Origin of the sequence: Frigoribacterium sp. UYMn621, from assembly GCF_040549525.1 — a bacterium.
Lineage (GTDB): Bacteria > Actinomycetota > Actinomycetes > Actinomycetales > Microbacteriaceae > Lacisediminihabitans.
Genome location: NZ_JBEPTM010000007.1, coordinates 61899 through 88025 on the forward strand (window position 1 = coordinate 61899; position 26127 = coordinate 88025).

General features: G+C 67.7%; 22 protein-coding genes and 1 pseudogene. 3 read left to right on the forward strand and 20 right to left on the reverse strand.

The window, feature by feature from the left end:
- Positions 1 to 21 precede the first annotated feature (21 nt).
- From ABIB54_RS12555 to ABIB54_RS12580, 6 genes are all read right to left on the reverse strand, one after another.
- Positions 22 to 1164, reverse strand: a complete 1143-nt coding sequence (locus ABIB54_RS12555; RefSeq protein WP_354575854.1) for a cysteine desulfurase family protein — start codon at positions 1162 to 1164, stop codon at positions 22 to 24.
- Positions 1161 to 2018 (reverse strand): carboxylating nicotinate-nucleotide diphosphorylase, encoded by an 858-nt coding sequence (gene nadC / locus ABIB54_RS12560; RefSeq protein ID WP_354575855.1) that lies wholly within the window; start codon positions 2016 to 2018, stop codon positions 1161 to 1163. The genes ABIB54_RS12555 and nadC overlap by 4 nt, the downstream gene beginning before the upstream one ends.
- Positions 2005 to 3564: an L-aspartate oxidase gene (gene nadB / locus ABIB54_RS12565; protein ID WP_354575856.1), complete on the reverse strand. Its 1560-nt coding sequence runs from the start codon at positions 3562 to 3564 to the stop codon at positions 2005 to 2007. The genes nadC and nadB overlap by 14 nt, the downstream gene beginning before the upstream one ends.
- Before the next feature lie 2 nt (positions 3565 to 3566).
- On the reverse strand, positions 3567 to 4877 hold the full coding sequence (nadA, locus tag ABIB54_RS12570) for a quinolinate synthase NadA (RefSeq protein WP_354575857.1): 1311 nt from the start codon (positions 4875 to 4877) through the stop codon (positions 3567 to 3569).
- Between the two features lie 32 nt (positions 4878 to 4909).
- Positions 4910 to 5614, reverse strand: a complete 705-nt coding sequence (locus tag ABIB54_RS12575) for an NUDIX hydrolase (RefSeq protein WP_354575858.1) — start codon at positions 5612 to 5614, stop codon at positions 4910 to 4912.
- 473 nt (positions 5615 to 6087) lie between these two features.
- On the reverse strand, positions 6088 to 7155 hold the full coding sequence (locus ABIB54_RS12580) for an aminotransferase class V-fold PLP-dependent enzyme (protein WP_354575859.1): 1068 nt from the start codon (positions 7153 to 7155) through the stop codon (positions 6088 to 6090).
- 70 nt (positions 7156 to 7225) lie between these two features.
- Between ABIB54_RS12580 and ABIB54_RS12585 the strand changes: the two genes are divergently transcribed.
- The gene (locus ABIB54_RS12585) at positions 7226 to 8176 is read left to right on the forward strand and encodes a LysR family transcriptional regulator (protein ID WP_354575860.1); all 951 of its coding nucleotides are present in this window, start codon (positions 7226 to 7228) and stop codon (positions 8174 to 8176) included.
- Between the two features lie 2 nt (positions 8177 to 8178).
- On the opposite strand, the gene ABIB54_RS12590 is transcribed toward ABIB54_RS12585, so the two are convergent.
- The 3 genes and pseudogenes from ABIB54_RS12590 to recO all read right to left on the reverse strand — a co-directional run.
- Positions 8179 to 9243: a Gfo/Idh/MocA family protein gene (locus tag ABIB54_RS12590; RefSeq protein WP_354575861.1), complete on the reverse strand. Its 1065-nt coding sequence runs from the start codon at positions 9241 to 9243 to the stop codon at positions 8179 to 8181.
- A 201-nt stretch (positions 9244 to 9444) separates the two neighbouring features.
- A complete protein-coding gene (locus ABIB54_RS12595) occupies positions 9445 to 10245 on the reverse strand; it encodes an isoprenyl transferase (protein ID WP_354575862.1) in 801 nt (266 codons plus the stop codon).
- A gap of 128 nt (positions 10246 to 10373) precedes the next feature.
- Positions 10374 to 11096, reverse strand: a pseudogene (gene recO / locus ABIB54_RS12600) (DNA repair protein RecO); the annotation flags it as partial.
- A 55-nt stretch (positions 11097 to 11151) separates the two neighbouring features.
- Between recO and ABIB54_RS12605 the strand changes: the two are divergent.
- On the forward strand, positions 11152 to 11835 hold the full coding sequence (locus tag ABIB54_RS12605; RefSeq protein ID WP_354575864.1) for a trimeric intracellular cation channel family protein: 684 nt from the start codon (positions 11152 to 11154) through the stop codon (positions 11833 to 11835).
- On the opposite strand, the gene ABIB54_RS12610 is transcribed toward ABIB54_RS12605, so the two are convergent.
- The 3 genes from ABIB54_RS12610 to ABIB54_RS12620 form a co-directional block, all read right to left on the reverse strand.
- Positions 11830 to 12903, reverse strand: coding sequence for an acyltransferase family protein (locus ABIB54_RS12610; protein ID WP_354575865.1), 1074 nt, complete (start codon positions 12901 to 12903; stop codon positions 11830 to 11832). The two genes, ABIB54_RS12605 and ABIB54_RS12610, sit on opposite strands and share 6 nt — an antisense overlap.
- A 329-nt stretch (positions 12904 to 13232) precedes the next feature.
- Entirely contained in the window at positions 13233 to 14231 is a 999-nt protein-coding gene (locus ABIB54_RS12615) for a D-alanine--D-alanine ligase family protein (RefSeq protein WP_354575866.1), read from the reverse strand.
- Entirely contained in the window at positions 14228 to 14356 is a 129-nt protein-coding gene (locus ABIB54_RS12620; protein ID WP_354575867.1) for a hypothetical protein, read from the reverse strand. The genes ABIB54_RS12615 and ABIB54_RS12620 overlap by 4 nt, the downstream gene beginning before the upstream one ends.
- A 65-nt stretch (positions 14357 to 14421) precedes the next feature.
- On the opposite strand from ABIB54_RS12620, the gene ABIB54_RS12625 reads away from it, so the two are divergent.
- On the forward strand, positions 14422 to 15198 hold the full coding sequence (locus tag ABIB54_RS12625; protein ID WP_354575868.1) for an SDR family oxidoreductase: 777 nt from the start codon (positions 14422 to 14424) through the stop codon (positions 15196 to 15198).
- 1 nt (position 15199) lies between these two features.
- Here ABIB54_RS12625 and leuA read toward each other — a convergent pair whose 3' ends face one another.
- The 8 genes from leuA to era all read right to left on the reverse strand — a co-directional run bounded on the left by leuA (position 15200) and on the right by era (position 26125).
- Positions 15200 to 16960 carry a 2-isopropylmalate synthase gene (gene leuA / locus ABIB54_RS12630; protein WP_354575869.1) on the reverse strand — a complete coding sequence of 587 codons (1761 nt, stop codon included), beginning with the start codon at positions 16958 to 16960 and terminating at the stop codon, positions 15200 to 15202.
- Positions 16961 to 17123: 163 nt separating this feature from the next.
- Positions 17124 to 19583, reverse strand: a complete 2460-nt coding sequence (locus ABIB54_RS12635; protein ID WP_354575870.1) for a phosphatidylglycerol lysyltransferase domain-containing protein — start codon at positions 19581 to 19583, stop codon at positions 17124 to 17126.
- Positions 19583 to 20887, reverse strand: coding sequence for an alpha/beta hydrolase (locus ABIB54_RS12640; protein ID WP_354575871.1), 1305 nt, complete (start codon positions 20885 to 20887; stop codon positions 19583 to 19585). The genes ABIB54_RS12635 and ABIB54_RS12640 overlap by 1 nt, the downstream gene beginning before the upstream one ends.
- Positions 20888 to 21038: 151 nt before the next feature.
- Complete coding sequence (locus ABIB54_RS12645; protein WP_354575872.1) at positions 21039 to 22436, reverse strand: ABC transporter permease; 1398 nt, start codon at positions 22434 to 22436, stop codon at positions 21039 to 21041.
- The gene (locus ABIB54_RS12650) at positions 22433 to 23194 is read right to left on the reverse strand and encodes an ABC transporter ATP-binding protein (protein WP_354575873.1); all 762 of its coding nucleotides are present in this window, start codon (positions 23192 to 23194) and stop codon (positions 22433 to 22435) included. Before ABIB54_RS12650 ends, ABIB54_RS12645 begins: the two co-directional genes overlap by 4 nt.
- A 97-nt stretch (positions 23195 to 23291) precedes the next feature.
- Entirely contained in the window at positions 23292 to 23957 is a 666-nt protein-coding gene (locus tag ABIB54_RS12655; RefSeq protein ID WP_354575874.1) for a response regulator, read from the reverse strand.
- The gene (locus ABIB54_RS12660; RefSeq protein ID WP_354575875.1) at positions 23954 to 25183 is read right to left on the reverse strand and encodes a sensor histidine kinase; all 1230 of its coding nucleotides are present in this window, start codon (positions 25181 to 25183) and stop codon (positions 23954 to 23956) included. The genes ABIB54_RS12655 and ABIB54_RS12660 overlap by 4 nt, the downstream gene beginning before the upstream one ends.
- A 30-nt stretch (positions 25184 to 25213) precedes the next feature.
- Positions 25214 to 26125, reverse strand: a complete 912-nt coding sequence (gene era / locus ABIB54_RS12665) for a GTPase Era (protein ID WP_354575876.1) — start codon at positions 26123 to 26125, stop codon at positions 25214 to 25216.
- Between the last annotated feature and the right edge of the window lie 2 nt (positions 26126 to 26127).

A 26127-nucleotide genomic window follows, 5' to 3' on the forward strand; every position in this document is an offset into this window, starting at 1 on the left:
GTCGCAGGGCAAGCCCCAATCCTAGTTTGTGCCGCCAGCGCCGATCGCGGCCACTGCGAGGGTCACCTCGCGCGCGACGCGACCCAGTTCCTCGGCTCCGAGCGCTTCGGTGAAACTGAATCGGACGGCGGTCTGCGCGACCTCCGGGCTGATCCCCACGGCGAGAAGCACGGCGGAAGGCTCATCGCTCCCGGCGGCGCAGGCCGACCCGCTCGAGCAGACTATGCCCCGCCGCTCGAGTTCCAGGACTATCGATTCGCCGCTCGTCCCGGCGAAGGTGAAGGAGGCGTTGCCTGCCAGCCGGGAGCCTGCGGAGCCGGTGAGTCGTGCGCTCGGAACGGCGGCGAGGATGTCGCGGATGAGCCCGTCCCGCGCCTCAGCGAGACTGGCGGCCCTCGCGCGCGACAGTTCCGCCAGCTCGAGAGCGACCGCGAGTCCGACGGCGCCGGCCACATTCTCGGTGCCCGACCTTCGGCCGCGCTCCTGCCCTCCGCCGTGGACGAGGGGTTCGACGGCGATCCGGGATGCCAGGAAGACCGCGCCGATCCCCTTCGGCGCGCCGAACTTGTGACCGGAGATGCTGAGCGCATCCACCCCGAGCGCGCTCACCTGGAGCGGGAGGGATCCGGGAGCCTGCACCGCATCGGTGTGCACGGCCGCGCCGACCGCATGAGCGGCCAGCGCAAGGGAGGAGATCGGTTGAACGGTGCCGATCTCGTTGTTGGCGTACATGACGCTGGCGAGGGTGGTGTCCGCACGGAGCGCGGCGCTGAACTCTGGCAGCCCGACCAGCCCGTCACCGTCCACGGCGAGGCGCGTGATCTCGAAGCCGTGGAACCGCTCGAGGTAGGCGCAACTCTCGAGCACTGCAGGATGCTCGATCGCGCTCGTGACGATGTGGCGGCCGCGCGGGTTGGCGAGAGCGATTCCGATGACCGCGAGGTTCGCCCCCTCGGTGCCACCCGAGGTGAACACGACCTCGGAGGGCCGACAGCCGAAGACCGCCGCCACCCGGGATCGGGCCTCCGCGAGCGCTGCCGCGGCGGATACCCCGGCCTCGTTATGGCTCGAAGGGTTGCCGTACTCCGCGATGAGGAGGGGCCACATCGCCTCGAGGACCTCCCGGCGAACGCTGGTCGTCGCCGCGGAGTCGAGGTAGATCACGGCCGGTCGACCGCGATGTCGAGACCGAGATCCAGGGAGCGCACGCTGTGGGTCAGAGCCCCGACCGAGATGATGTCCACCCCGGTTCGGGCGATCGCCGCGACGGTGTCGAGCGTGACCGAGCCGCTGGCCTCGATGATCGCCCGGCCGTCGATGAGGGCGACTCCCTCGCGCAACTGCTCGACGCTGAAATTGTCGAGCATGATCGTGTCGACTCCGGCGGAGAGCACCGCCTCGACCTGGTCGAGGCGATCCACCTCCACCTCGAGATGCACGGTGTGCCCGAGGCGGCTGCGCACCTCGCGGAGTGCCTCTGTGAGGTCGCGCCCGCCCGCGGTGAGCACGGCGAGGTGGTTGTCCTTGGCCATCACCGCGTCGGAGAGGGAGAATCGGTGATTGAATCCGCCACCACAGCGCACCGCATGGCGTTCGAAGGCCCGGAGGCCGGGCGTGGTCTTGCGGGTATCGACGATGCGAGCGGCGGTGCCGGACGTCTCTGCGACATAGCGGGCGGTGAGAGTGGCGATCCCGGACATCCGCTGCACGAAGTTGAGACCGATGCGCTCCGCCTGCAGTACGGCGCGCGCGGATCCCGTGACCTCGGCGAGCACAGCGCCCGTCTCGAAGGCGCCACCCTCCCCCAGCATCCCGTCGACCCGGATGCGGGCATCGGTGAGCCGCATCGCCGCCCTGAAGACCTCTCCCCCGCTGAAGACCCCCGATTCACGCGCGACGAGACGAGCCGTGGCGGTGGCACCCTCGGGGATGAGGGATTCCGACGTGATGTCGCCCCAGGGCGCGTCTTCGGCGAGCGCCATCCGCACGACCGGTTCGATCTGGTTAGACGAGAGCATGACTGGTGTCCTTCGCTGGTGCGAGTGCCGACTGGAGCGGGGTGGCCCGCACCCGGGAGTGCCGGGCGAAGCGTTCATCGGGGTGAGGAAAGTCGTCGCGGTAGTGGGCTCCCCTCGATTCGCGACGGTCGAGCGCCGCATCGACGAGGAGGCGGGCGAGATCGAGCAGGTTGCGGTCTTCGAGGGCTGCGAAGGAGTCGCCGGCCGGCGCACCCCAGCCGCCCAAGCGAGAGCGTGCATGCTGCAGCCCCTCTGCCGTGCGGAATAGTCCGGCGTCTGCCCAGAGCAGAGCCTGCAACTCGGCGCGCTCGAAGGGTTCACCAGGCGAAGTGGCCGGCGAGTGGAGAACAGTGTCAGCAGCCGGATCATCCTCTGGCCAGGGAAGGCCGAGGGAGTCCACGGACCGCCAAGCGAAGACGAGCGACTCCAGCAGCGAGTTGGATGCGAGCCGATTGGCCCCATGCACTCCGGTGCTCGCCACCTCTCCCACGGCGTAGAGACCGGGCAGCGTGCTGCGTCCCCAGAGGTCGGTCTCGATGCCGCCCATCCAATAGTGCGCCGCGGGGGTGACCGGGATCGGTTGCCGCGACCAGTCGAACCCGTGAGCGCGGCAGACCCGGTCGATGCCCGGGAAGCGCTCGGCGAGAAATGGGCCACCGAGGCTGGTGGCGTCGAGCAGCACCGGTGTCCCGCCCTGCGCGGCCATCTGGCGGGCGATGCCGCGGGCCACGACGTCTCGGGGAGCGAGTTCGGCATCCGGATGCCAGTCCGCCATGAACCGGCGGCCGGCAGCGTCGAGCAGCAGCGCACCCTCGCCGCGCACCGCTTCGGACACCAGGAAGTTGCCGGGCACGGCGAGCGAGGTGGGATGGAACTGGTAGAACTCCACGTCGGCGAGCCTCGCCCCCGCGCGGAATGCCGCGGCGGCGCCGTCACCGGTGGCGACCGCGGGATTGGTGGTGTGGGAGTAGAGCTGGCCTGCTCCGCCGCTCGCCAGGATCACGGCATCCGCGTCGAGGCGGGACACCGTGCCCGTGGCATCCACCGTCTCGACTCCGCAGACGCGGCCGTCGGTGACCAGCAGGTCGCGCACGAAGGTGAACTCGAGGATGCGCACGCCGGAGGAGCGCACGGCCCTCACCAGTGCGCTCTCGATGCCCGCTCCGGTGGCATCGCCCCCGGCGTGCAGGATGCGCGCGCGGGAATGCGCCGCCTCGCGGCCTCGCGAGAGGACACCGTGCTCCCGGTCGAACTCGACCCCGAGCGCCAGCAGGTCCCGGATGCGCTCCGGCCCCTCGGCGCAGAGTATCTCGACCGCCTCGCGCGAGTTGAGACCCGCGCCCGATGCCAGCGTGTCCTCGACGTGCGAGTCGACGCTGTCGTCGGGGAACATCACCGCGGCGATGCCGCCCTGGGCGTAGCGGGTGTTGCTCTCGCCCAGCTCCGCCTTGGTGACGAGGGTGACCGTGTGGGTGCGCTCGGCGCGCAGGGCCGCGACGAGCCCGGCGATACCGGTGCCGACGACGATCACCGCTGGCCCGGTCATCGTCAGTCTCCGATCACGTCGGCCGGGGCGACGGGAGTGCCGGGCTGGGCGGCGAGCATGCGCTCGAGCGCGATGCGTGCGGGCGCGGCGACCTGCTCGGGAACCGTGATCCGGTTGAGCACCTCCCCGCGCACGAGCGCCTCGAGCACCCAGGCGAGATAGCCGGGGTGGATGCGGTACATCGTGGAACACGGGCAGACCACCGGGTCGAGGCTGAAGATCGTGTGCTGGGGATACTGGGCTGCAAGCCGGTTGACCATGTTGATCTCCGTGCCGATCGCGAAGGTGGTTGGCTCGGTCGCGGCAGCGATCGCCTTGCCGATGAAGTCGGTGGAACCGGCGGCGTCCACGGCGTCCACGACCGCCATCGGGCACTCGGGGTGTACGAGCACGGTCGCCCCGGGGAAGTCGGCACGCGCCTTATCGATCTGCCCGACGGTGAAGCGCTTGTGCACGGAGCAGAAGCCATGCCAGAGGATGACGCGGGCATCCGCCAGCGCCGCCTCGCTGTTGCCACCGAGGGGCTTGCGCGGATTCCACATCGGCATGAGGTCGAGCGGCACGCCCATCGCCTTCGCGGTGTTGCGACCCAGGTGCTGGTCGGGGAAGAAGAGCACCCGCTGGCCCCGCTCGAAGGCCCACTCGAGCACGGTCGCCGCGTTGGATGAGGTGCAGACGATGCCCCCGTGGTCCCCGCAGAAGCCCTTGAGCGCCGCAGAGGAATTCATGTAGGTGACCGGGATCACCGGCACTCTTCCCTCGGCATCCGGCTCGGTGCCGTACAGCTCGGTGAGCTGCTCCCAGCACTCCTCCACCGAGTCGATGTCGGCCATGTCGGCCATGGAACACCCGGCTGCGAGATTCGGCAGGATCACCGACTGGTGCGGGCCAGCGAGGATGTCGGCGGTCTCGGCCATGAAGTGCACTCCGCAGAACACGATCGCCTCCGCTGCCGGTGTGGAGCGGGCGGCGTTCGCGAGTTGGAACGAGTCGCCAACGAAATCGGCGAACTGCACCACCTCATCCCGTTGGTAGAAGTGACCGAGCACGACGACCCGGTCGCCGAGCGTCTCCTTGGCGGCACGGATGCGGTCGGCGAGCTGGTCCCGCGATGCGGTGCGGTACTCCTCGGGCAGCTGCCCCTGGCGCGGGCTCCCCACCGGGATCACATCACCCATCGACGAGCCCGGGCCGTAGCTCGGCTCGGGAAGACGGTCGAACACCCAGGGACCCTCGGCCAGGTCCGGGCTACAGACGGCCCCCTCGACCGCTCCGGCGCGGATGAGCTGGATGGTGGTGTCGACAGATGACACGGTGTCTCCCTGTTTGTCGAGTCGTGATGCGGTTAGGAACGGGCAAGCGGTCCGCGGTCGGTGAGTTCGACCGCGCCGTTGTAGCGATAGAGCTTCGGCGGTCGATGGCGCCCGCCCGAGAGATGTTCGCCGGTGGCGATGATGGCCGGTGAGGACTCCATCTGGCGACGGAAGTTCGCCGGGTCGAGTGCCCGGCGCAGCACGGCCTCGTGCACGTTCCGCAGCTCGGCGAGGGTGAAGGTCTCGCCGAGGAAGGCGTGGGCGATGCGGCTGTACTCCACCTTGGTGCGCAGCCGCCAGAGGGCATAGTCGACGATGGCGTTGTGGTCGAAGGCGAGCGGGGGGAGCTCGTCCGCCGGAAACCAGCGCACGTTCTCCCCCACCGCGGCGAGCTGCGCCTCTTCCGAGCGCACGAGCGCCCAGTAGACGATGGAGACGACGCGGTCACCCGGGGAGCGCTCGATCTCGCCGAACGCGTAGAGCTGCTCCAGGTAGGTTGGGCTGAGGGCTGTGGTGTCGAGAAGGTGGCGGCCGGCGGCTCGTTCCAGGCTCTCGGTCGGATCGATCGGACCTCCCGGCAGGGCCCACCGGCTGGCGAAGGGCTCGCGGATGCGGCGGACGAGGGGCAGCCTCAGTGACGCCGCCTCGCCCTGGCTGTCGGCCTTGAGCGCGAAGATCACCGTGGAGACCGCGAGCGAGACCGGCGCCGCGTCGCGCTGGGGCGTGCTGTCGTCCATGATCACCTCACCGTTCGTCCAGTAACAGTCAATGTGACTCTAACATAGGGAATCCGGGGTACCCGGAACGGCTGCGGGCTCAATCGAGCGAGGTCCGCCTCCGATCCCCGGGTGCTGCGTCAGAGTCCCGGTGGCGGCAGCGCCTCAGCCGGCGGAGGCGGCGGGGGCCGCGGCGGCGACACAGCCGGTGGCGGGGGCGGCGGCCGGTGGCGGCGACAGAGCCGGTGGCGGGGGCGGGGCCGAAGAGGAACGTGCGGCGCGATCACGGTGCCCCGTGGAGAGAATCCCCCCTAGCTCCGTGCAGACCGACGCAGAGCGCAGATCGGCGCAGAGCGCTCACCGGCCCAGCTGTTCTGGTTCCCATGATGCTGGAGACACGGCATGCTGGAGACACGGCCGATCCGCCCGCCGCTGCCGATCGTTGCGCGACCGTTCGTTGCGCGACAGGGCCGGTCGCTAGCCCCGCCGGCCGATCAGGGGCGCAGTGCTGCGACGACCGCCGCGACATCCGCCTCGTCGTTCCACAGGTGGAAGGCCGCGCGAAGGCGACCGGCTCGCCCGGAGGCCTTGATGCCCGCGGCGACGAGCTTGTGCAGGTCCGCGGCATCCGGATCCGCCCAGGTCACGATCGCCTGGTGCTGCTGCGGAATGCCGAGCCCATCGCAGAGCAGGTCGCCGAGACCGCTGCTGTACGCCCAGACTTCGGCGATGTCGAGCTCGGAGAACATTCGGATGGCGGGCTCCGCTCCCACCCAGGCCGGCCAGGCCGGCGAGACGTCGAACGCTCGCGCGTCCGTCGCGAGCTCCATGTGCGGTCCATAGCAGGACTGCCAGACCTGGTCCCCCGCGTACCAGCCCGCCTGCAGCGGTCGCAGCCGGGCCTGGAAGCGCTCGCTCAGCGTGAGGAATGCGACTCCGCGCGGGGCACAGAGCCACTTGTAGCTGTGGCACACGGTCGCATCGAAGAGCGACGCATCCACCGGGTGCACCCCGGCCGACTGGGTCGTGTCGCAGTAGGTGTAGGCGTTGTGGGCGGCCGCCGCAGCGACGATTGCTGCGACATCCGCCACCACTCCCGTTGACGACTGGATGTGGGAGAACACGACGAGCCAGGTGTCATCGGTGATGGAGTCCGCGAGGTCGGCGAGCGATACGGTGCGCAGCCGGATACCGGGCTGCTCCATGAAGGGATACACGATGGAGGAGAAATCCCCGTCGACACTCAGCACCTCGGCCCCATCGGGAACGGCCGCCGCGACGAGGCTCGTGATGACCGAGGTCTGCGAGCCCGTGGCGACCCGATCCGGCGTCACGCCGACGAGCCGGGCATACGAACGACGGGTGCGTTCGACTATGGCGTCGTAGTCCATCGGATCACGACGGGCGGCGCCCCAGAGGTCGAGGTCGGCCTTCTGGGCCGCGACGGTCTCGCGGGTCGGGATGCCGATAGAAGCGACGGCGAGGAAGCCACTGGATGGCTCGAAGCTCGCCCGAGCCCGTTGGAGTTCGGGCGAAAGGGCGGGTCGCGTCGCAGTGGTCATGCGTCCAGCATGCCGCGGCACGATTCATGCGACAAGGGCATACTTTCGATAGAACCAATAACATCGGGTTATGACTCTCGTCTTCGACCCTCAGCTCGACCTGCAGACGATCCGGATCGTGCGCGCGATCGCCGACAGCGGCACGATAACCGGGGCGGCGCGACTGCTCGGCTACAGCCAGCCCGCGGTGAGCCAGCATGTGCAGCGCGCGGAGGCTCGCCTCAACCTCCCGTTGGTGACGAGGGTCGGGCGCTCGGTTCGCCTCACCGAGGCCGGGACGGTTCTCGCCCGTCACGCCCTCACGATCGCCTCGGCGCTCGAGGCTGCATCCGGCGACCTCGCCGACCTCGCCGGACTTCGCACGGGATCCGTGCGCCTCGCCGCCTTCCCCACCGCGTCATCCACCATCGTGCCGCGGCTGCTTGCCTCCATGGCCGTGCAGCATCCCGGCCTTCGGGTGAACTATGTGGAGGCCCAGCCTCCCGAGGCTGTGGCGATGTTGCGGGAGGGCAGCATCGACCTCGCGATCACCTTCAGCTATCCCGGCGACAGGTCAGACCCCCACGTCGACAGCGCGAACGGGCTCGGCTCGGAGACCCTCTTCACCGAGGACACCGTCGTGGTGCTCGGCTCGGATCATCCGCTGGCCGACCAGCCGGTGGTGGATCTCGCCGGGCTTTCCGACGAACGCTGGATCGCCGGATGCCCGCGCTGCCGCGGTCACCTCCTCGCCGTCTGCGAACTCGCCGGCTTCGCCCCCGCCATCGCTTTCGAGACCGACAACGCCAGTGCGGTGATCAATATGGTCGCCAGCGGCCTCGGTGTGGCGATGCTCCCGCGTCTCGCGTTGGTCGCCGCGGCCCTGCCTCCCGGGGCCGTGATCCGCTCGCACTCGCCGGCCAGCGCCCGCAGCATCCACCTCATCGCCAACGAGGGTGCGAGACGGGTGCCGAGTCTCGCGGCCACCAGCCGTGTACTCCACGAACTCGAGGGCAACGACTGGGGGCTCGTGACTGTGTGAGGTCAGCGGGTGAAGCCGTGCACGCCTTCGATGATGCGCAGGGTCTCCAGCGCCTCCCGCGGGTCGACCGGCGGCACCGCGCCATCCCGGATGGCCGCGGCAGCCCCGCGGTAGAACGCGGCATAATCACCGGCCTCGGTGGGTACCTTCGTGAGCGGGAAGTCCTCGGAGCCCGTGATTCCGATCGTGCCCCAACTGTCTTCCGACGCGATTCCGAAGCCCGGGTCGGTCGGGGATCCTCCCGCACCGAGCGCGGGCTCCTGGCCGTCGAGACCGTAGATCGTGAAGGCGGATCGATCGCCGAGCACCCGAAAGCGCGGTCCGTTCTGCCCGGCGAAACGACTGATGGTGAGGTGGGAGCGGGTGCCGGAGGAGTGAAGCAGGGAGATGAATGCCTCGTCGTCGCTGACGCCGCCCTTCCTCAGGATCGAGAGTTCGGCATCCGCGATGGTGGCCGGCCCGAAGAGGTGCAGAGCCTGGTCGATGAGATGGCTTCCGAGGTCGAAGGTGATCCCCGCGCCCTGCGCGCTGGTCGAGGTGTCCTGCCAGCGGTCGCGGAGGCCGGGAGACCAGCGCTCGAAGGTCGACTCGAAGCGGTGCACGGTGCCGAGCGCGCCCTCCGCGATGAGCTTCTGCAGGGTGAGGAAGTCGCCGTCCCAGCGGCGGTTCTGGAACACCATCAGCGGTCGTCCGGCGGCCTCGGCCGCGGCGATGAGCTGCTCGGCCTCGGCGACGGATGCCGCAAAGGGCTTGTCGACGACGACGGCGGATCCGGCGGCCAGCGCCGCGAGTCCCTGCTCGAGGTGGGCGTGACCCGGTGAGGCGAGCACCACCAGGTCGAGACCCCGCGAAACGAGCTCCGAAGGGGTGTCCACGGTCTCGATGGTCGGATGCTGCGAGCGGGCCACGGTCTGCCGTCCGGCATGACTCGTGGCGACGACGTCGAGCGAGAAACGCGGATTCGCCGCGATGAACGGGGCGTGGAAGACCCGGCCGGAGAGCCCATAGCCGATGATGCCGGTGCGGATAGGGGCGGAGTCGGGTGCGCTCAAATCGGGGGTGCTCATGAGGCCAGAATATCGATTCGCCGAACCGGGGCACTCGCAAGACCGGTCCGACTGGCGAGCGGCTCCCGTCCACCGTCGGCGACCTCCCGCTGACACACCCAAAACGCAGGAGATTCGCCATCACAGGGGCGTTTCGCGGCGAAGAGGGTTCTTTCGTGGCGAAACTCCTGCGTTTTGGGTGTCGCGGAGGAGCCCGGACCGTCAGACCGAAGGGGCGTCGACCGCACCGCCGAAGCGACGGGTGCGCTGCGCGTACAGCACGATCGCCTCCCACAGCTGCTCGCGCGTGAAGTCCGGCCAGAGGGTGTCGAGGAAGACCATCTCGGCATAGGCGCTCTGCCAGAGCATGAAGTTGCTCGTGCGCTGCTCGCCGGAACTGCGCACGAAGAGGTCGACATCCGGCAGGTCCGGGGCGTAAAGCCGCTTCTGGATGGTCTTCTCGCTGATGCCAGAGGGCTTGAGCCGCCCGTCGGCGACGTCGTCGGCGATCGCGCGCACAGCATCCGCGATCTCGGTGCGGCCGCCGTAGTTGACGCACATCGTGAGGGTCAGCACCGAATTGCCGGCCGTCAACCGCTCGGCGAACTGCAGCTCGTCGATGACGGATGCCCAGAGCCGGGGCTTCCGTCCCGCCCAGCGCACCCGAACGCCCCAGTCATTCAGCTGGTCGCGGCGGCGGTGCAGTACATCGCGGTTGAAGCCCATGAGAAAACGCACCTCGTCGGGAGACCGCTTCCAGTTCTCCGTCGAAAAGGCGTACACGCTGAGGTGCTTCACCCCGATCTGGATCGCGCCGGCCACCACGTCGAGCAGCGAGGCCTCCCCCGCCTTGTGGCCCTCCACCCGGGTGAGGCCCTTGCCGTTGGCCCAGCGACCATTGCCGTCCATCACGATGGCGACATGTTCGGGCACGGCATTTCGTGGGAGTTTCGGTGGGTAGAGGCCGGTCCAGTCGATGGGTGTGAAGTCGACGGCGTCGCGGTGGGTCTTCGGCTTGCTCACGAGGCCTCGATCTGGGGGACGATGGGGGTCTGGCTCCCCGCGACTCCGCCGGCCAATTCTGCGAATTGTCCGGACTGGCCGCGTGGGCCACGCTGGCTGGCGCTCGCTCCTCGACCACCGGCAGGAACCGCGCGATCGACGTGCTCGAGAGATCGCAACCCGCGGTCGAGATGGAACTGGGTGTAGGCGGCGACGATACCGCTCGCCTGCGAACGGGTGCGGTCATCGGCGTCATCCGCCGTCTCCCACTCGCCGGTCAGCAGCGAGGAGAGCAGCAGAAGGGTCTTCGCGTCGAGGCGGGGAGCGCCGGGCGGCGCCACGGCGTCCGCGACGACTCCACCGAGCTGCACGACGAACGCGGAATGCGGTCCGGGGGCTCCGGTGACCGAACAGTCGTCGAAGCTCGGCGACCAGCCCGCGATCGACAGGGCTCGAAGCAGATACGAGTCGAGGGTGAGGCTCGCCCCATGTTCGTGCCGGGCGAGGGACCGGAGGGCGCCAACGAGCAGCAGGTACTGCTGCAGGCTCGGCTCGCCCTCGGTGAGCTTGTCGGCGGTCTCCACCATCGCACTCGCGGCCGTGTAGCTGCCGTAGTCCGCGGTGATGTCGGCGCCGTAGGATCCCACCGATTCGGCCTGGGTGATGATGTCGAGACTGCGACCCTCATAGAGCTGCACGTCGGCCACCATGAACGGTTCGAGCCGGGCCCCGAACTTCGAGGCGGTGCGGCGCACCCCCTTTGCCACAGCGCGAACCTTGCCGTGCTGTCGCGTGAGCATGGTGACGATGCGATCGGCCTCACCCAGCTTGTGGGTGCGCAGCACGACGGCTTCGTCACGGTAGAGAGGCATCAGCCAATTATCGTCGTCCCGGCTGGGGTAACCAGCGTGCCGTGCCGTGGTAACAATGACTGTGAATGCCACCCCCCTCATCATCCCCCTCTGGGCGGATCTCCTCGCTATCGCCGTCGGCGGAGTGCAGGGAGCGATGTTCGCGGCACAATTTCGCGATCGTCGACTCGATCTGCTCGGTGTCGCGCTGATCGGTATCGCCGCGGGCACCGGCGGCGGACTCTTTCGCGACCTGCTGCTCAACGAGGTGCCGGTGGCTCTTCGGCTGAACTGGTACCTCATCGTGGCGGTCGGCGCTGCTCTGCTCGGGATGCTTCTCGAGCGCCTGTTCCAGCGGCTCGGCCGAGTCATCACGGGCCTCGACGCCCTCACCATCGGGCTCTTCTGCGCCATCGGCACGACCAAGGCGCTCACTCTCGGCCTGCCCGAGATCCCTTCGATCTTCGTCGGGGTGCTCTCGGCCGTGGGGGGTTCCATCCTTCGTGACCTGCTGCTCAACCTGCCGATCGCGCTGATGCACGTCGGATCGCTCTATGCCATCGCGGCGGTCGCGGGCGCTGGAACCCTTGTCGCCCTCGTCGCGCTCGGAGTCCCGATGTTCGTCGCCGCCGTGGTGTGCGTCGCCGTGACCTTCGGGGTGCGGGTGCTCGCGGTCCTCTTCAAGTGGAGCCTTCCGGAACAGCGACGCCTCGAGCGGATGCCTCGATGGCGGCGGCGCTCTACACGGGGGCCCTCATAGGCTCGGCTGACCGGCGGGGCGAACGGACTCGACTTGCGACTGATGTGTTTCCCGGTGGGAGTCCACGCGGGTCGTGACGAGCCGGGCGACCCGTCGCGCCAGGAGATGCGAGGGGCGCTCGATCCCCCGATTGAAGCCCCACGCAACGAGGATCGCCGTCGGCAGGGCGATCAACGCCACGAGCCACCACTTCTTCTCACCGATCGCGAAGGTGAGGCTGGCGATGATCGGAACATGCACGAGGTAGAGGCTGAAGGAAATTCGACCGAGCCATTGGATCATGCGGGATTCGAGCAGGTGGCGCACGACCGGGACGCCGATCGCCGAAAGGATCAGCCCCGCAGCGCCGATCACCGAGAGCTGACTCAACACCGTGGTGGCGCCGGAATCGGCCGGAAGTCCGGTTCCGAACAGCCAGTAAGCGATCAGCAGAAGGAGGGACCCGGCTACGAGGACGAAGCCCCGGGCGTGGGCACGGGCCCCCAGCATCCGGCGCCGAGACCATTCACGAATCTCGGTCAGCCTGACCGCGAAGAGTGTGCCGATGAAAAACACCGGAAGATAACGGAAGGCGTCGATGCCCGTGACCACTCCCACGGTAGTGATCATCCAGGCCACCCCGAATGCGATGCCCCAGTGACGGCCGACGACTATAGCGAGCCCTACGAAAAGTGGGAGGAGCACCGAAAACACGAGCTCCCACCGCAAGGACCAGAGCACATTGTTCACGTCGTAGGAAACGGGAGTGAGGCTCGCCTGGCTGAACAGTTTGCTCCAGCTCATCGTCGTGGCCTGGCCCCAATCCATCCAAGTTCCGGGCGAGATGGCGGAGTCGTGGCGAGGGATGAACCAGACCAGCGCCGTTCCGATGGCAAGAGACACCCAGACCGGCACATACAGTCGCACCAGCCGCCCGGTGAGGAACCCCATGAAGGGGAACTTCGACGATCTGACCGCCGGCAATGCGACCACCAGGCCGCTCAGGACGAAGAACACGAGCACCGCTTCGGAACCGGCCGTGAGGAGCTTGAGTGGTGTCTGGGAGATCCACCAGAACACGCTACCCACCCCAGAACCACCGAGTCTGCGAAGTTCCGGTCCGCCATGAGCAAGAGGTGGTGGAACACGACAACCACCGCGGCAACACCGCGAAGCCCGTCGAGAGCACCTAGTCGAGAATTCGTGCCTTCCGCTTTCGGCGGAACGTCAACGGACGTTTCTTGTTCGTCAGTGGACTGAGTCTTTTCGTCAGTGGACTGTGTCGGCATTGGGACGAGTGTAGATAGCGCGCCTGAACGTTGCGTCAGCGCCGATGCCCGCTCGCGCGAGTGACCCGCTGCAGCGACGGCGGGCACCCGGCGAGGTTCGCCCGAGTCGAACCGAAGGCCGGGTCGAACCTAGGGACGTCGCTCGGCGAAGACGACCGCAGCGCGGTCGATGAGGCGACTGAGCAATTGCGTGTAGCTGACGCCGACAGCCTGCCACATGCGCGGATACTGGCTGAGCGCAGTGAGCCCGGGCAACGTGTTGACCTCGTTGATGGTGATCGTGCCATCCGAACCGAGGAAGAAGTCCACGCGGGCGAGGCCCTCGCAGTCGAGCGTGGTGAAGGCGAGCCTGGCGTATTCCACCAGGCGACGGGTCGACTCCGCCGGGATCTGCGCCGGCACTTCGAGGGTCGCGCCTCCGCCAGCGGTGTACTTCGCGGTGTAGTCGAAGAAGGCGGCCCCCTCGGTCAGCACGCGCAGCGGGGCGGCGACCAGCAGGCTCCCATCGAGATCCTGGAGCACTCCGATCGCGATCTCGTCGCCCACGATCATCTGCTGCACGAGCGCGTCATCGTCGTGTTCGAGCGCGAGAGCCACCGCAGCGTCGATCGTCTCGCCGCCATCCGCACGGCTCGCGCCGACGCTCGAGCCCGATCGATTGGGCTTGACGAACACCGGGTAGCCGAGTTCGCCGGCGACCTCGGCCGCGCCTGCCGCGGTCGAGGCATCCAGAATCCGGGTCGGGATTATCGGGATTCCGGCGAGCTCGAGCAGCCGTTGGGCGAGCATCTTGTCCATGGCGAGGGCGCTCGAGAGCACCCCGCAGCCCACATAGGCCACCCCGGCCAGCTCGAGAAGACCCTGGAGGGTCCCGTCTTCCCCGAATCTCCCGTGCAGTGCGGGAAAGGCAACGTCGATGCCCTCGAGTGGGGGCAGGCGCGTTCCGCCGGTCGCGTCAGCGAGAGCATCCACCGAGTCGACCCGGTGCCAGCGCCCGGTGCGGTCGACCCCGATAAGGACGACCTCGAAGCGCTCCGGGTCGAGGTGGGAGGCCACGCTGCGCGCAGAACTGCAGGACACCTCGTGTTCGTTGTTGGCGCCGCCGAAGATGATGCCGATGCGCTTCACGGAGAATTCCCCTTGGTCTGGTTGGTGGGCCGCCAGGCCAGGTGGCCGATCGCACCGTTGCCAATGATGCGGATGGCGAGCGCGGTGGGATCAGGGGTGAAGTGCGGAGACTCCACTGGCGTCATGCTCCCAGAATACCGACGGCCGCGCCCCTGCCCGCCACGCCCCCCGGTGATGCACAATGTGCATCATGACGAGAATCCTGGTCACCGGAGGCACCGCGCAACTCGGACAGCCAACGGTGGCCGCTCTCCGCGAGGCCGGTCACGACGTGCGCGTGCTGAGCCGCCGAGAGGACGCTGGAGCGCTGTCGGAGGGTCTCTGGTCGGGAGATCTGCTCACCGGACGCGGACTCGGTCGAGCCCTCTCCGGCATAGAGACGGTCGTACACCTGGCAAGTACAGGTACTGCGCGGGATGTCGCGGCCACCCGTCTGCTCACCACTTTCGCCCGTTCCGCCGGCGTCGGGCACATCGTCTTCATCTCGATCGTCGGTGTCGCCGAGATCCCGCTGGCCTACTACCTCGGAAAGCTCGAAGCGGAACAGGTGATCATCGACGCAGAAATCCCCCACAGCATCGTGCGCGCCACGCAGTTCCATTCATTCGTGGTGAGACTCTTCACCGCGCAACCTCGGATCCTGCCGGTGACCCTGTTTCCGGCGTTCTCCTTTCAGCCGATCGGCGTCGATGAGGTCGCTGCGCGGCTGGTGGAGCTCGCCACGGCCGATCCCGCGGGCCGCGCTCCCGACATCGGTGGCCCGCAGGTGCTCACGGGTCACGAACTCGCCCTCCGCTGGAAGGCGGCCACCGGCTCACGTCGGCCGCTTGCCCCCCTTCGGATCCCCGGCCGCATGGGTGCGGCCTTCGCCGCCGGGCACAATCTCGTGCCGGGTCCTCCGTTCGGGACCGACACTTTCGACGAGTTTCTCGCGGCGCGACATCCCCGGCGGCCCCTGGCCCGCTGACCTAGACCGAGGCCAGCTCCCGATCGCCGGATTCCTCGCGCACTGCCCGGTTGACGGCCGAGACGACCGCCTTGAGGGATGCGGTGGAGATATCGGCGTCGATGCCGACGCCCCAGAGACGCACGCCGTTCACATTCAGTTCGACGTAGGCCGCAGCGAGCGCATCCCCACCGCCGCTGAGCGCATGCTCGACGTAGTCATAGAGCTTGACCTCGACGCCCTGCTCGGTGAGCACGTTGAGGAAGGCCGCGATCGGACCGTTGCCGGTGGTGTCAGTCGTCACGAACTGCTCGCCGACCCGCAGCTCGGTGTGTAGCGAGACGGTTCCGGACATGTCGCTCTGCGTGCGCGTCGAGGCGAGCTCGAACTGGCCCCACTTGTCCTCCGCCGCGGAGGCCGGCAGGTACTCGTCCTGGAAGATCTCCCAGATCTCGGCGCTCGTGACCTCGCCACCCTCGGCATCCGTCTTGGCCTGCACGACACCGGAGAACTCGATCTGAAGCTTGCGAGGAAGGTCGAGGGCGTGGTCGTTCTTGAGCAGGTAGGCGACGCCGCCCTTGCCCGACTGCGAGTTGACCCGGATGACGGCTTCGTAACTGCGCCCGAGGTCCTTGGGATCGATCGGCAGGTACGGCACCGCCCAGACGAGCTCGTCAACGGTGACGCCCTTCTCGGCGGCATCCGCGGCCATGGCCTCGAAGCCCTTCTTGATCGCGTCCTGGTGCGACCCGCTGAAGGCGGTGTAGACCAGGTCCCCGGCCCAGGGGTGGCGTTCGGGAACGGGAAGTTGGTTCACGTACTCCACCGTGCGCTTGACCTCGTCGAGATCACTGAAGTCGATCTGCGGGTCGATGCCCTGGGTGAACAGGTTGATGCCGAGCGCCACGATGTCGACGTTGCCGGTGCGCTCGCCGTTGCCGAAGAGGCAGCCCTCGATGCGGTCTGCGCCGGCGAGGTAGCCGAGTTCTGCCGCGGCCACCGCGGTGCCACGATCGTTGTGCGGGTGCAGCGAGAGGATGATGTTCTCGCGCTGGTCGAGGCGGCGCGACATCCACTCGATGGAGTCAGCGTAGACGTTGGGGGTAGCCATCTCCACCGTCGCCGGCAGGTTGATGATGACCTTGCGCTCGGGAGTGGGCTCGAAGATCGCGATGACCCTGTTGCAGACCTCGAGCGCGAATTCGAGCTCGGTGCCCGTGTAGCTCTCCGGCGAGTACTCGTAGAAGATCTCGGTGCCCGCGGTGATCGACTCCGCCGCCTTGCAGAGGCGGGCCCCCTCGAGGGCGATGTCGATGATGCCCTGTTTGTCGGTGCGGAATACGACGTCGCGCTGCAGCACGCTCGTGGAGTTGTAGAGATGCACGATGGCCCGCTTCGCTCCGATGAGCGACTCGAAGGTGCGGTTGATCAGCGCCTCGCGCGCCTGGGTGAGCACCTGGATCGTGACGTCATCCGGAATCAGGTCGTCCTCGATGAGGCTGCGCACGAAGTCGAAGTCCGTCTGGGATGCCGAGGGAAAGCCGACCTCGATCTCCTTGTAGCCCATGCGGACCAGCAGCTCGAACATGATGCGCTTGCGCTCGGGACTCATCGGATCGATGAGCGCCTGGTTTCCGTCACGCAGGTCGACAGCGCACCAGCGCGGGGCGACCGTGATGCGCTTGGACGGCCAGGTGCGATCCGGCAGGTCGACGGTGAGGGTCTCGTGATACGGGCGGTACTTGTGGATCGGCATTGCAGAAGCCGACTGTGTGTTCTTCATTGTCTCGCTCTTTCGCTTGGTCTGAGATGGTCAGCCAACGGCGCTGTTGCAGCACCAGTCTCCGCGACGAGGGAGGCCTGGGTTAGGACTCGTCGCGGCAGCTAAGAAGGAGCAGGCCGAACAGCACAATTCCGAGGATAGCACCGCCCGCACCGGCAATCCTCTAGCCGCGTCCCCGCAGGAAGCGCACGGTCTGTGAAACGCTCACGGAGGGCAGGTAGGCCCGCCCGAGGGCAGCGCCGATCGCCGGGAGGGCGAGGGGATCGGGATAGGCCATGAGCATCGCCTTCAATTCGGGCTTGAACTTCTGTTTGAAGGTGAAGAGGGACTGGAATCCGTAGACCGGTTCGAGGCTGCGGGCGAGGAAGGCCAGAAGCCGATCCGTGCCGTCGGATGCCTCCGACGCAGACTCCCGACGCGCGAGCGGGGCGGCAGACAGGCTCATGAACTCGATTCCCCGCTGCTGCATGAGCAGAGCGGCGGAGGCGATGAGGAACTCCATCACCCCGTTCATGCTGCCGGGGCGGCGGCGCATGAAGTCCAGCGTCCAGCCGATGATCTCGCCCTCGCGATACGTGGGCATCCAGCTCGTCACGGCTTCGACGACGTCATCGTCCCCGACGGCCAGCAACACCGCGACATCCGGATCGCGCAGCTCGTCCATGCCGCCGAGGGTGAAGCCGAGCTCCGGCAGTTTCTTGTCGGCGACCCAGGATTCGGAGATGGCCTCGATCTGGGCGCTGTGGGCGATCGAGAGCTTTGCCCAGCTGGTCCAGACCGCGTGCACTCCGAGGCGCTCGGCGCGGTTGATCGAGGAACGCACGTCCTGCCAGCTCTTGCCCTGGGTGGAAAAGGTGGCGGGATGCACGATGGTCTCCTCCGCGACCACCATCGTCGACCAGCCCATCGCCTGGAATTGCGGCTGGAACTCGTTGTCCACGCTGTAGAACACGGGGGTCCATCCGTTGTCGTCACAGAAGACCGCGAACTGCCGCACCGCCTCTGCGGCGAATTCCGGTCGGCCGAGGGGGCCGCCGGTGGTGAGCGCGACACCGGAGACGACCCGATAGGCCAGGGCAGATCGACCGTCGGCACTGAACCAGTAGTCGTTGCCGTCCCACAGCGCCATGTGCCCGATGGAACCGCCGCCCTCGAGCAGCAGAGTGCGAGCCCGATCGCGCTCGGCGAAGCTGTAGCGGTTGCGATCCGAGAAGAAGAGCGGCAGTGTCGCCGCGATGAACACCAGCCAGAAGGCCGGCCCGATCCCCTGGTACAGGATGCGGGTGAACGGCGCCACCGGGATGAACGGCACGGTTTCGAGGCGGAGGAAACCGACCGGTACGAAGCGGTCCGGCAGGTCTAGGAGGAGTTGGGTGAAGGTGGGTGCCGGGCGGAACTGGAGCCGATCGAGCCATCCCCCACCGAGGTACAGGCCGCAGAGCGCCACGAAGGTGCCCACCACGGTGACGATGAACCGCATCATCGACCGACGCGGGATCCGCACGGTGAAGTGGCGCAGGTTGATGGCGATGAGCGCGGCGATCACGAGCGGCACGAGCACCGAGACGGCCAGGCGGGCCACGGGCTCGAGCCCGGAGGCGTAGTCGGACACGACCTCGTCGCTTCCGAACGCCGGGAGGAACCCGTAGTAGAACGCGGCGACGAGGGCAAGGAACACGTTGACAGCGATCGCGATGAGGGCGGCGCTTCGACGTCCCCGCAGCATGCCGAGAGCGGCGACGATCAGCACGATGAGCGGCAGGGGGGCGAGCAGGACGGTGCCGGGGCCGTTGATGCTGGCGAGAGCGAGCTGCGCGTGGCATCCGGGTGAGGTCGTGTGCCCGAGGCAATGATGGATCACGGTCTGCAGGCGTGGCAACTGGTCGCGGAACAGCATGCCGAGCGGATGCAGCGGACCATAGCGCGCTGGCGTGAAGATGCTGACGAACGGTCCTGCGGCGGTGATCATCAGCAGCACCGCGGTGAGGCTCCGCGCTTCGTAGTGAGAACTGCGCGCCCACCGGGCGGACGGCCGGGTGCGAGCCAACACCATCCCCAACACGAGACCGGCCAGGGCGGCGATGATCCGGAAGAGGTCGGAGGGCTGCCCGGAATACAGGAACACGATGACGAGTGCCGCGAAGCCGAGCACCCGCACGCGGCGGCGCCAGAGCGGGCCGGCGAAGGCGCTGGCCGTGAGAATCGTGCCGGAGATCGCGGTGAACGGATCGAAGATGATGAACTCCTGGATCCGCACCGCCCAGACCTCCCGGGCGAGCAGGCCGGCCGCCTGCAGAAGGGTTCCGATCCCGGCGCCGACATACGCCGTGACGATGAACGCGAGGAGGGTGCGCCACCATCCCATCAGTCGTTCGGCGGCCCCGACGAGGGTGACAAGCGCCGCGATCGACAGCAGCAGTTCGAACCACCCCGAGGTGAAGAGCACCGCGGTGATGGGCGAGAACGGGTTGTGCGCCTCGAGAAAAGCGTCGAGACCGGTTCCCACCAGTGGCCTGAGTGCGGGTCTCGGCCCGCGAAGCAGCGAACCGGTGACGAAGGCGAGCACGAGCATCAGGCCGGCAAGCGAGATGCTGACGCGACGCTGGGCGATCCACTGTGCCACTAGAGTCCCCACCGATCGCCCAGGAGCGGAATCGCGGTGCGGATGCCGAATTGCACTGTTTTCCAGTCGTGCGCCGTGCCCGGCGAGACGACATGATGCATGGTCATTCCAGCAGCCTGTGCCGCATTCGAGACGGTGACAGATGCCGCGCCGAACCGGGCATCATTTTGACCGGCGACGAAAATCCCCAGCGTGTCGGCATAGGGAGCGCCAGCGGCGAGCAGTGCGAGAGGAGTGGCCGCAGTGTATATGGCGGTGGATCCGCCGAACGCACTGGCGATCGTGGCCGCAATCGAGCCACGGTGCGGGGCGAGCTCGCCCGCGATGTCCACAATGCTTCCATACAGTCCCCGATACTTCGCACCGAGCTGGATCGAGCACGTGCCGCCCTCGGAGAAACCGCCGATGGCCCAGTCGACACGGTTGGACAGAACGTGGAGGTGTTGCGTGATCCAGTTCGGCACATCCACCGTGAGATAGGTTGCGGAGTTGCCCAGCGGCGAATCGACGCACATCGGGTTGAGCTGGGGCGCTCCGAGCTGGTCGGGAATCACCACGATCGGAGCCAGTCCCGCGTGCGCCGCCGCGAACTGGTCGAGAATCGTCGCCATCGCTCCGGACGTGATGAGATTCGACGGCGCTCCGGGCTGTCCAGAGAGCATCTCGAGCACGGGAAGTCTCGGCGCACCCGCGACCAGCGCGGCGGGCGGCAGATATACGACTGCGCTGCGGGCGGCGAAGTGCGAGACCGTGGCCGGGATGATGACGGATCCGACGGTTCCCGCCTTCGGCATGCCTGCCGGGGCATGCCAACTCTGAGCGAGAGTCTCGAGAGCCGTTCTCGTGGGAGTGGGTACGGGCGTTGAGGCTGGAAGAGCCAGCTTCGATATCGAATTCACCCCGAGCGCCGAGCCGAGGGTGGGGAACTCCGCGACATCCACATTCACCCCGATCCCCCCGGCGAGCGTGAACAGGAAGACGGATGTGCTGCCGAGCACCACGCGCCACGCGCGCGCCCGCCACAGACCCGCGATCGCGAAGCCGATGCCGCCGACACCGAGCGCGAACCAGAGGCGGGTGATCGGGGTGAGGGCCACGCCGAAACTGTTCCACACGTCACTCACCAGCCAGGCGAGAATCAGGCCGACGCCCGCACCGGCAAGAAAGCCGAGCAATTGGACGGGCAGCCAGCGACGCACCGGCCGACGAGTGGCCAGCACCACGAGAGTGACGAGGGCGAGCGCATAGACGACGATCGGAAAGGGGCCCGTCTCGAGACGTAGATCGAGCAGTTGTTGCGACATCGGGTTCCCCTCACACACACGCAGCAGTTGCGCACGCTCATTATGGGCACGCCACCGGGAGCCGAAACGGGCCTTAGCCCCTCCCTGTGAGAGCCCTCAGCAAAACAGGGCGCTTAGCTGGTCGGCGGCTGTGACCGCCGACCAAAACTCACTATTCCACCGCGAGTGCCGCGACCGGAGCGATCCGCGTGGCCCGACGGGAGGGGGCCACGGATGCCACCAGCGTGAGCACTGCAGCGGCAACGGCCAGGATCGCGAGAAGCGCGAGAGGTATCGCGGGAAGCACGATGCCCGGCGACCCGGTGATCGAGCCGAGCAGCGACTGGGCACCGGCCCAGCCGTAGAAGGTACCGAGGACCAGGCCGACGAGCACCGCCGCGACAGTCAGCTGCGCGCTCTCGGCGAGGATCATCGTGCGCACCTGCCGGGCCGTGAATCCGAGGGCTCGAAGGAGTCCGAGCTCCCGCGTGCGCTGCAGCACGCTCATCGACAGGTTGTTCACCATGCCGACCGCCGCGATGAGGGCGCTGAAGCCCATCAGCACGGAGAAGACCACCACGGTGACCGTCAGCGTCTGGTCGACCCCCTGATACACCTCGGGCTGCGCCTTCTGCGCTTCGGTGATGATCACCTGGTAGGTCTCGACGCAGACCGCGAACATCGTGATGAGGGTGACGCCGATCACGAGCCCGATCGTCGTTCGGGAACTGCGCTCGGGGTATCGAACGGCGTTCTCGGCGGCCAGCCGCGCGGGGGCGCTGCGTCCGAACATCCGTCCGGTCATTCTCAGCGCGACCGGCATCACCAGCTGCGATCCGAGCACGAGCCCGGTGAACGAGAGCAGCCCGCCGACCACTCCGACCAGCACACCCGCCGGAGAGACGAGACCGATGACCATGCCGAGCACGAGGAGGGCACCGCCGATCGCGAACAACACGATGGCGACGACGTTGCGACGGCGATTGCCGCTCGCCTCGTCGAGAGACTTCTCGACCGCCCCTCCGGTCGCCTGCATCGGCGAGACCTGCAGCACCCGACGCGACCCGACCCACGAGGCGAGCCACGTCGTGAGCATCACCGCGACGATCGGTAGCACGATCACCGGGCCGACATAGCTGTAGGGATGGGAGGGCACAACTCCGGTCGCAACCGATACGCTCACGAGCCCGATCGTGATCGCGGTGCCGAGGACGGCACCGATCACCGAGCCAACCGCGCCGACGACGAGACCCTCACGGGCCACCGCCCGTCGCTGGTCCGAGGCACTCGATCCGATGAGGCGATAGAGCGCGATAGTGCGCGTTCGCCCGGCGATGATCGTGGCGAAGGTGTTTGCTGTGACGATCGACCCCACATAGACCGCGATGACGATGAAGACGGAAGCGACGATCTGCAACATGGCCGCGACGGGGGCGCTCGACCCGGTGACACTGTCAGCCGAGAGAACCTGCGCGAGCACGCCGGTGGTCTCCAGCAGGCAGACACCGAAGGCGGAGCTCAGAGCGGCCACGAGTGTGCTCGGAAGCTGTTCCGCGAGGGGACGCCTCATGCTGCCTTCTCCATCGTGAGCATCAGGCGGGAGATCTCTTCGGCCGATGACCGGGGGCGATCGTCGACGACCCGACCGTCGGCGAGGAACAGGATGCGGTCGGCGAAGCTCGCGGCGATCGGGTCGTGGGTGACCATCGCGATGCTCTGCCCGTATTCGGCGCTTGCGGCGGCGAGCAGGGACAACACCTCGCGACCGGTTCGGGAGTCGAGGTTGCCGGTCGGCTCATCGGCGAAGACCAGGTCGGGTCGGGTGCCGAGAGCCCGGGCGATGGCCACGCGCTGCTGCTGGCCGCCCGAGAGTTCGTGCGGACGATGTTTCAGGCGGTCGCCGAGCCCGAGCGAGTCGATGAGCCGCTCGATCCACGCCGATTCCTCGCGGGCGGGCCGACGTCCGTCCAGTTCGAAGGGCAGCAGGATGTTCCCTCGCACGTCGAGCGTCGGCACGAGATTGAAGGCCTGGAAGACGAAGCCGACCCGGCGGCGCCTCAGGATGGTGAGGTCGGAATCCGGAAGGCCGGTGATCTCCGTGTCTCCGAGCCACGCCTGTCCCGTGGTGGCGGTGTCGAGGCCCGCCATGATGTGCATGAGCGTGGACTTGCCCGATCCGCTCGGCCCCATGATGGCCGTGAACTCGCCGGAGCGTATTCCGATCGAGACGTCGTCGAGCGCGGTGACCGGGTTGGCGGCCGATCCGTAGGACTTGGTGAGGTGGGAGACCCGGGCAACCAGCCCGGCTTCTGAATGATCTAGTGACATACTCCGACGCTACGGTCGTGTCTCGCGGCGGACATCGGGCGGAGGTCGCGGAGGCCGTACATCCAGCGGATGACGTTCCGGGGCCGCTGGCCGTCGCCTAGGTGTTGAGCCCGTTCTCGAAAGCGAATACCACCAGTTGCACGCGATCTCGAAGTGCCAGCTTGCCGAGGATGCGACTGATGTGTGTCTTCACCGTCGCTTCGCTCAGGTATTCGCCCGACGCGATCTCGGAGTTGCTCAACCCCCGCGCTGCGAGCTGGAAGATGTCGCGCTCCCGCGCGGTGAGCTGACCGAAGGCCGCCGGCGTCTCTGGCCGCGCCCCGGCCGGCGCAAAGTGCTCGAAGAGTTCCCGCGTGGCCGATGCCGCGATCACGGCGTTGCCCGCATGCACGGTGCGGATCGCCGCGAGCAGGAACTCGGGGTCGGCGTCCTTCAGCACGAATCCGCTTGCTCCCCCACGGATCGCCCGGGTGGCGGCCTCGTCGAGATCGAAGGTGGTGAGGACGATGATGCGGGGAAGGCCGCCTCCCCGGGCATCCGCTCTCTTGAGCACCTCGGCGGTGGCCGCGATGCCGTCCATGACGGGCATCCGGATGTCCATCAGGATCACATCGGGGCGGGTATCGGCGGCCATCGCCACGGCCTCGAGGCCGTCCCCGGCCTCCCCCACGACTTCGAGATCGGCCTGGGAGTCGATGAGCATCCGCACGCCGGCGCGGAAGAGCGATTGGTCGTCGACCAGGCCGACGCGGATGACGCTCACAGCCTGACCGCCTCGAGGCTCAGCGGAATCGTGGCGGTGACGACCCATCGCCCTTCGTCGACCCCCGCGGAGAAGACGCCACCGACCAGCACAGTCCGTTCGCGCATTCCCGCGAGACCGTGCCCACCGGGGTGGGCTTCGTCACCGGCGCGCGGGGCGTTCACCGCGCTCGAAATCACCAGCCGCAGCGCATCGGCCTTCCAGGCGAAGATCAGCCGCACCTCGCGTTCGGTGTCGCCGTGACGTAACGCGTTCGTGAGCGCCTCCTGGGTGATGCGATAGACGGCGAGCTGTTGGGCTGTGGCGAGTGGCCGCTCCTCGCCCACGGACTCCCGGCTCAGGATGAGACCGGAACTGCGCAGCTGGTCCACGAGCGCATCGAGATCGCCCAGCATCGGCTGCGGTGTTTCACTCTGGCTGTGGCGCAACTGCCCCAGCAGGATGCGCACGTCGCCGAGGGCCTCCCGCGCGGTCGTGGAGATGGTGGTGAGCGCCAGATCCACGGCCTCCGGATCGGACTCCCGGGCGTACCTCGCGCCATCAGCCTGGGCGATCACCACCGCGAGCGAGTGAGCGACGACGTCATGCATGTCGCGCGCGATGCGGTTGCGCTCCTGCTCGACGATGACATCCTGTTCGGCCTCCACCTGGGCAGCGCGGCTCTGCCGCGACCGGCGCACGGTTCGGGCGAGCAGTCCGAGCGTCCAGGACAGCCCGAGTGCGGCGAGACAGCCGAAGAACAGCAGCAGGCTGCTGGAGAACATCGAGGGGGTCGACATCACGTTGCCGAGCAGGTTTCGTCCGCCGTTGAAGAGCACAAGGTAGAGCGTTGCGATGACAGAGCCCAGAATCGCGGAGCCGAGCCCGACCCAGCGCAGCAGGCGACCGCCGTACGAGGCGGTGGTGAAGAGAATCGCCAGCACCGCGAGGTCGTAGAACTGCGGAGACTCGAGCGAAGACGCCATCTGAAGGGTCGCGCCCGCCCAGGCGCCGGCGAGGGCGAGCGCGGGACTCAGCCGGCGAAGCGCGAGAGCCGTGGCGAAGATCAGCGCAACGACGAGCGAGGGCAGGACGTTGCCGACGCTCGACAGGCTGGCCAGCTGCAGCAGCAGGAACGCCGCCGCGAAAGCCGCGTCGGCGATGACCTGGTAGCGGCGAAGCGTGCGGAACATCCCTCCACCGTAGGCGGCACGCGAGGACTCCGGGCAGATCGCGCCGGAAATCATCCTCGCGATGTACCCCTGGAGCCGGACTCCCTAGAAGCCCAGGCGTCCCAGCTGTTTGGGATCCCGCTGCCAGTCCTTCGCCACCTTCACGCGGATCGACAGGAACACCTGCTTGCCGACGAGCGGCTCGATCTGGGCGCGCGCGCGAGCTCCGACATCCGCGAGCCTCGAGCCCTGATGACCGATGATGATGCCCTTCTGGCTGTCGCGCTCGACGAAGAGGTTGGCGTAGATCTCCACCAGGTCCTTGTCGTCCCGCTCGATGATGTCGTCGATCGTCACGGCGATGGAGTGCGGCAGTTCGTCTTCCACGCCCTCGAGCACGGCCTCCCGCACGAGTTCGCTGATGCGCGCCTCGAGACCTTCCTCGGTGACCGCATCGGCGGGATAGAGCGCCTCCGAGACCGGCAGCAGCTTGATCAGTTCGGCCGCGAGCGTGTCGAGCTGGATACGGCTGGTCGCCGACACCGGGATGATCGCCTCCCAGTCGCGCAGCTCCGACACCGCGAGCAGTTGCGCGGCGACCTGCGGCCGGGAGGTGGCATCGATCTTGGTGACGATCGCCACCTTCTTCGCGCGGGGGAAGGAGTCGAGCTGCTCGTTGATGTAGCGGTCCCCCGGGCCGATCTTCTCGTCGGCCGGCATGCAGAATGCCACGACATCCACGTCGCCGAGTGTGGTCTGCACGATGCTGTTGAGGCGTTCCCCGAGCAGTGTGCGTGGGCGGTGCATGCCAGGAGTGTCCACCAGGATCAGCTGCCCATTCGCGTAATGGGCGATGCCCCGGATGGCACGGCGAGTGGTCTGCGGCTTCGACGAGGTGATCGCCACTTTCTCCCCGACGAGCGCATTGGTGAGCGTGGATTTGCCCACGTTCGGACGCCCGACGAAGGACACGAATCCCGCCCGGAACTCCGAGGGGTTGTCATTGTTCAGCGACACGC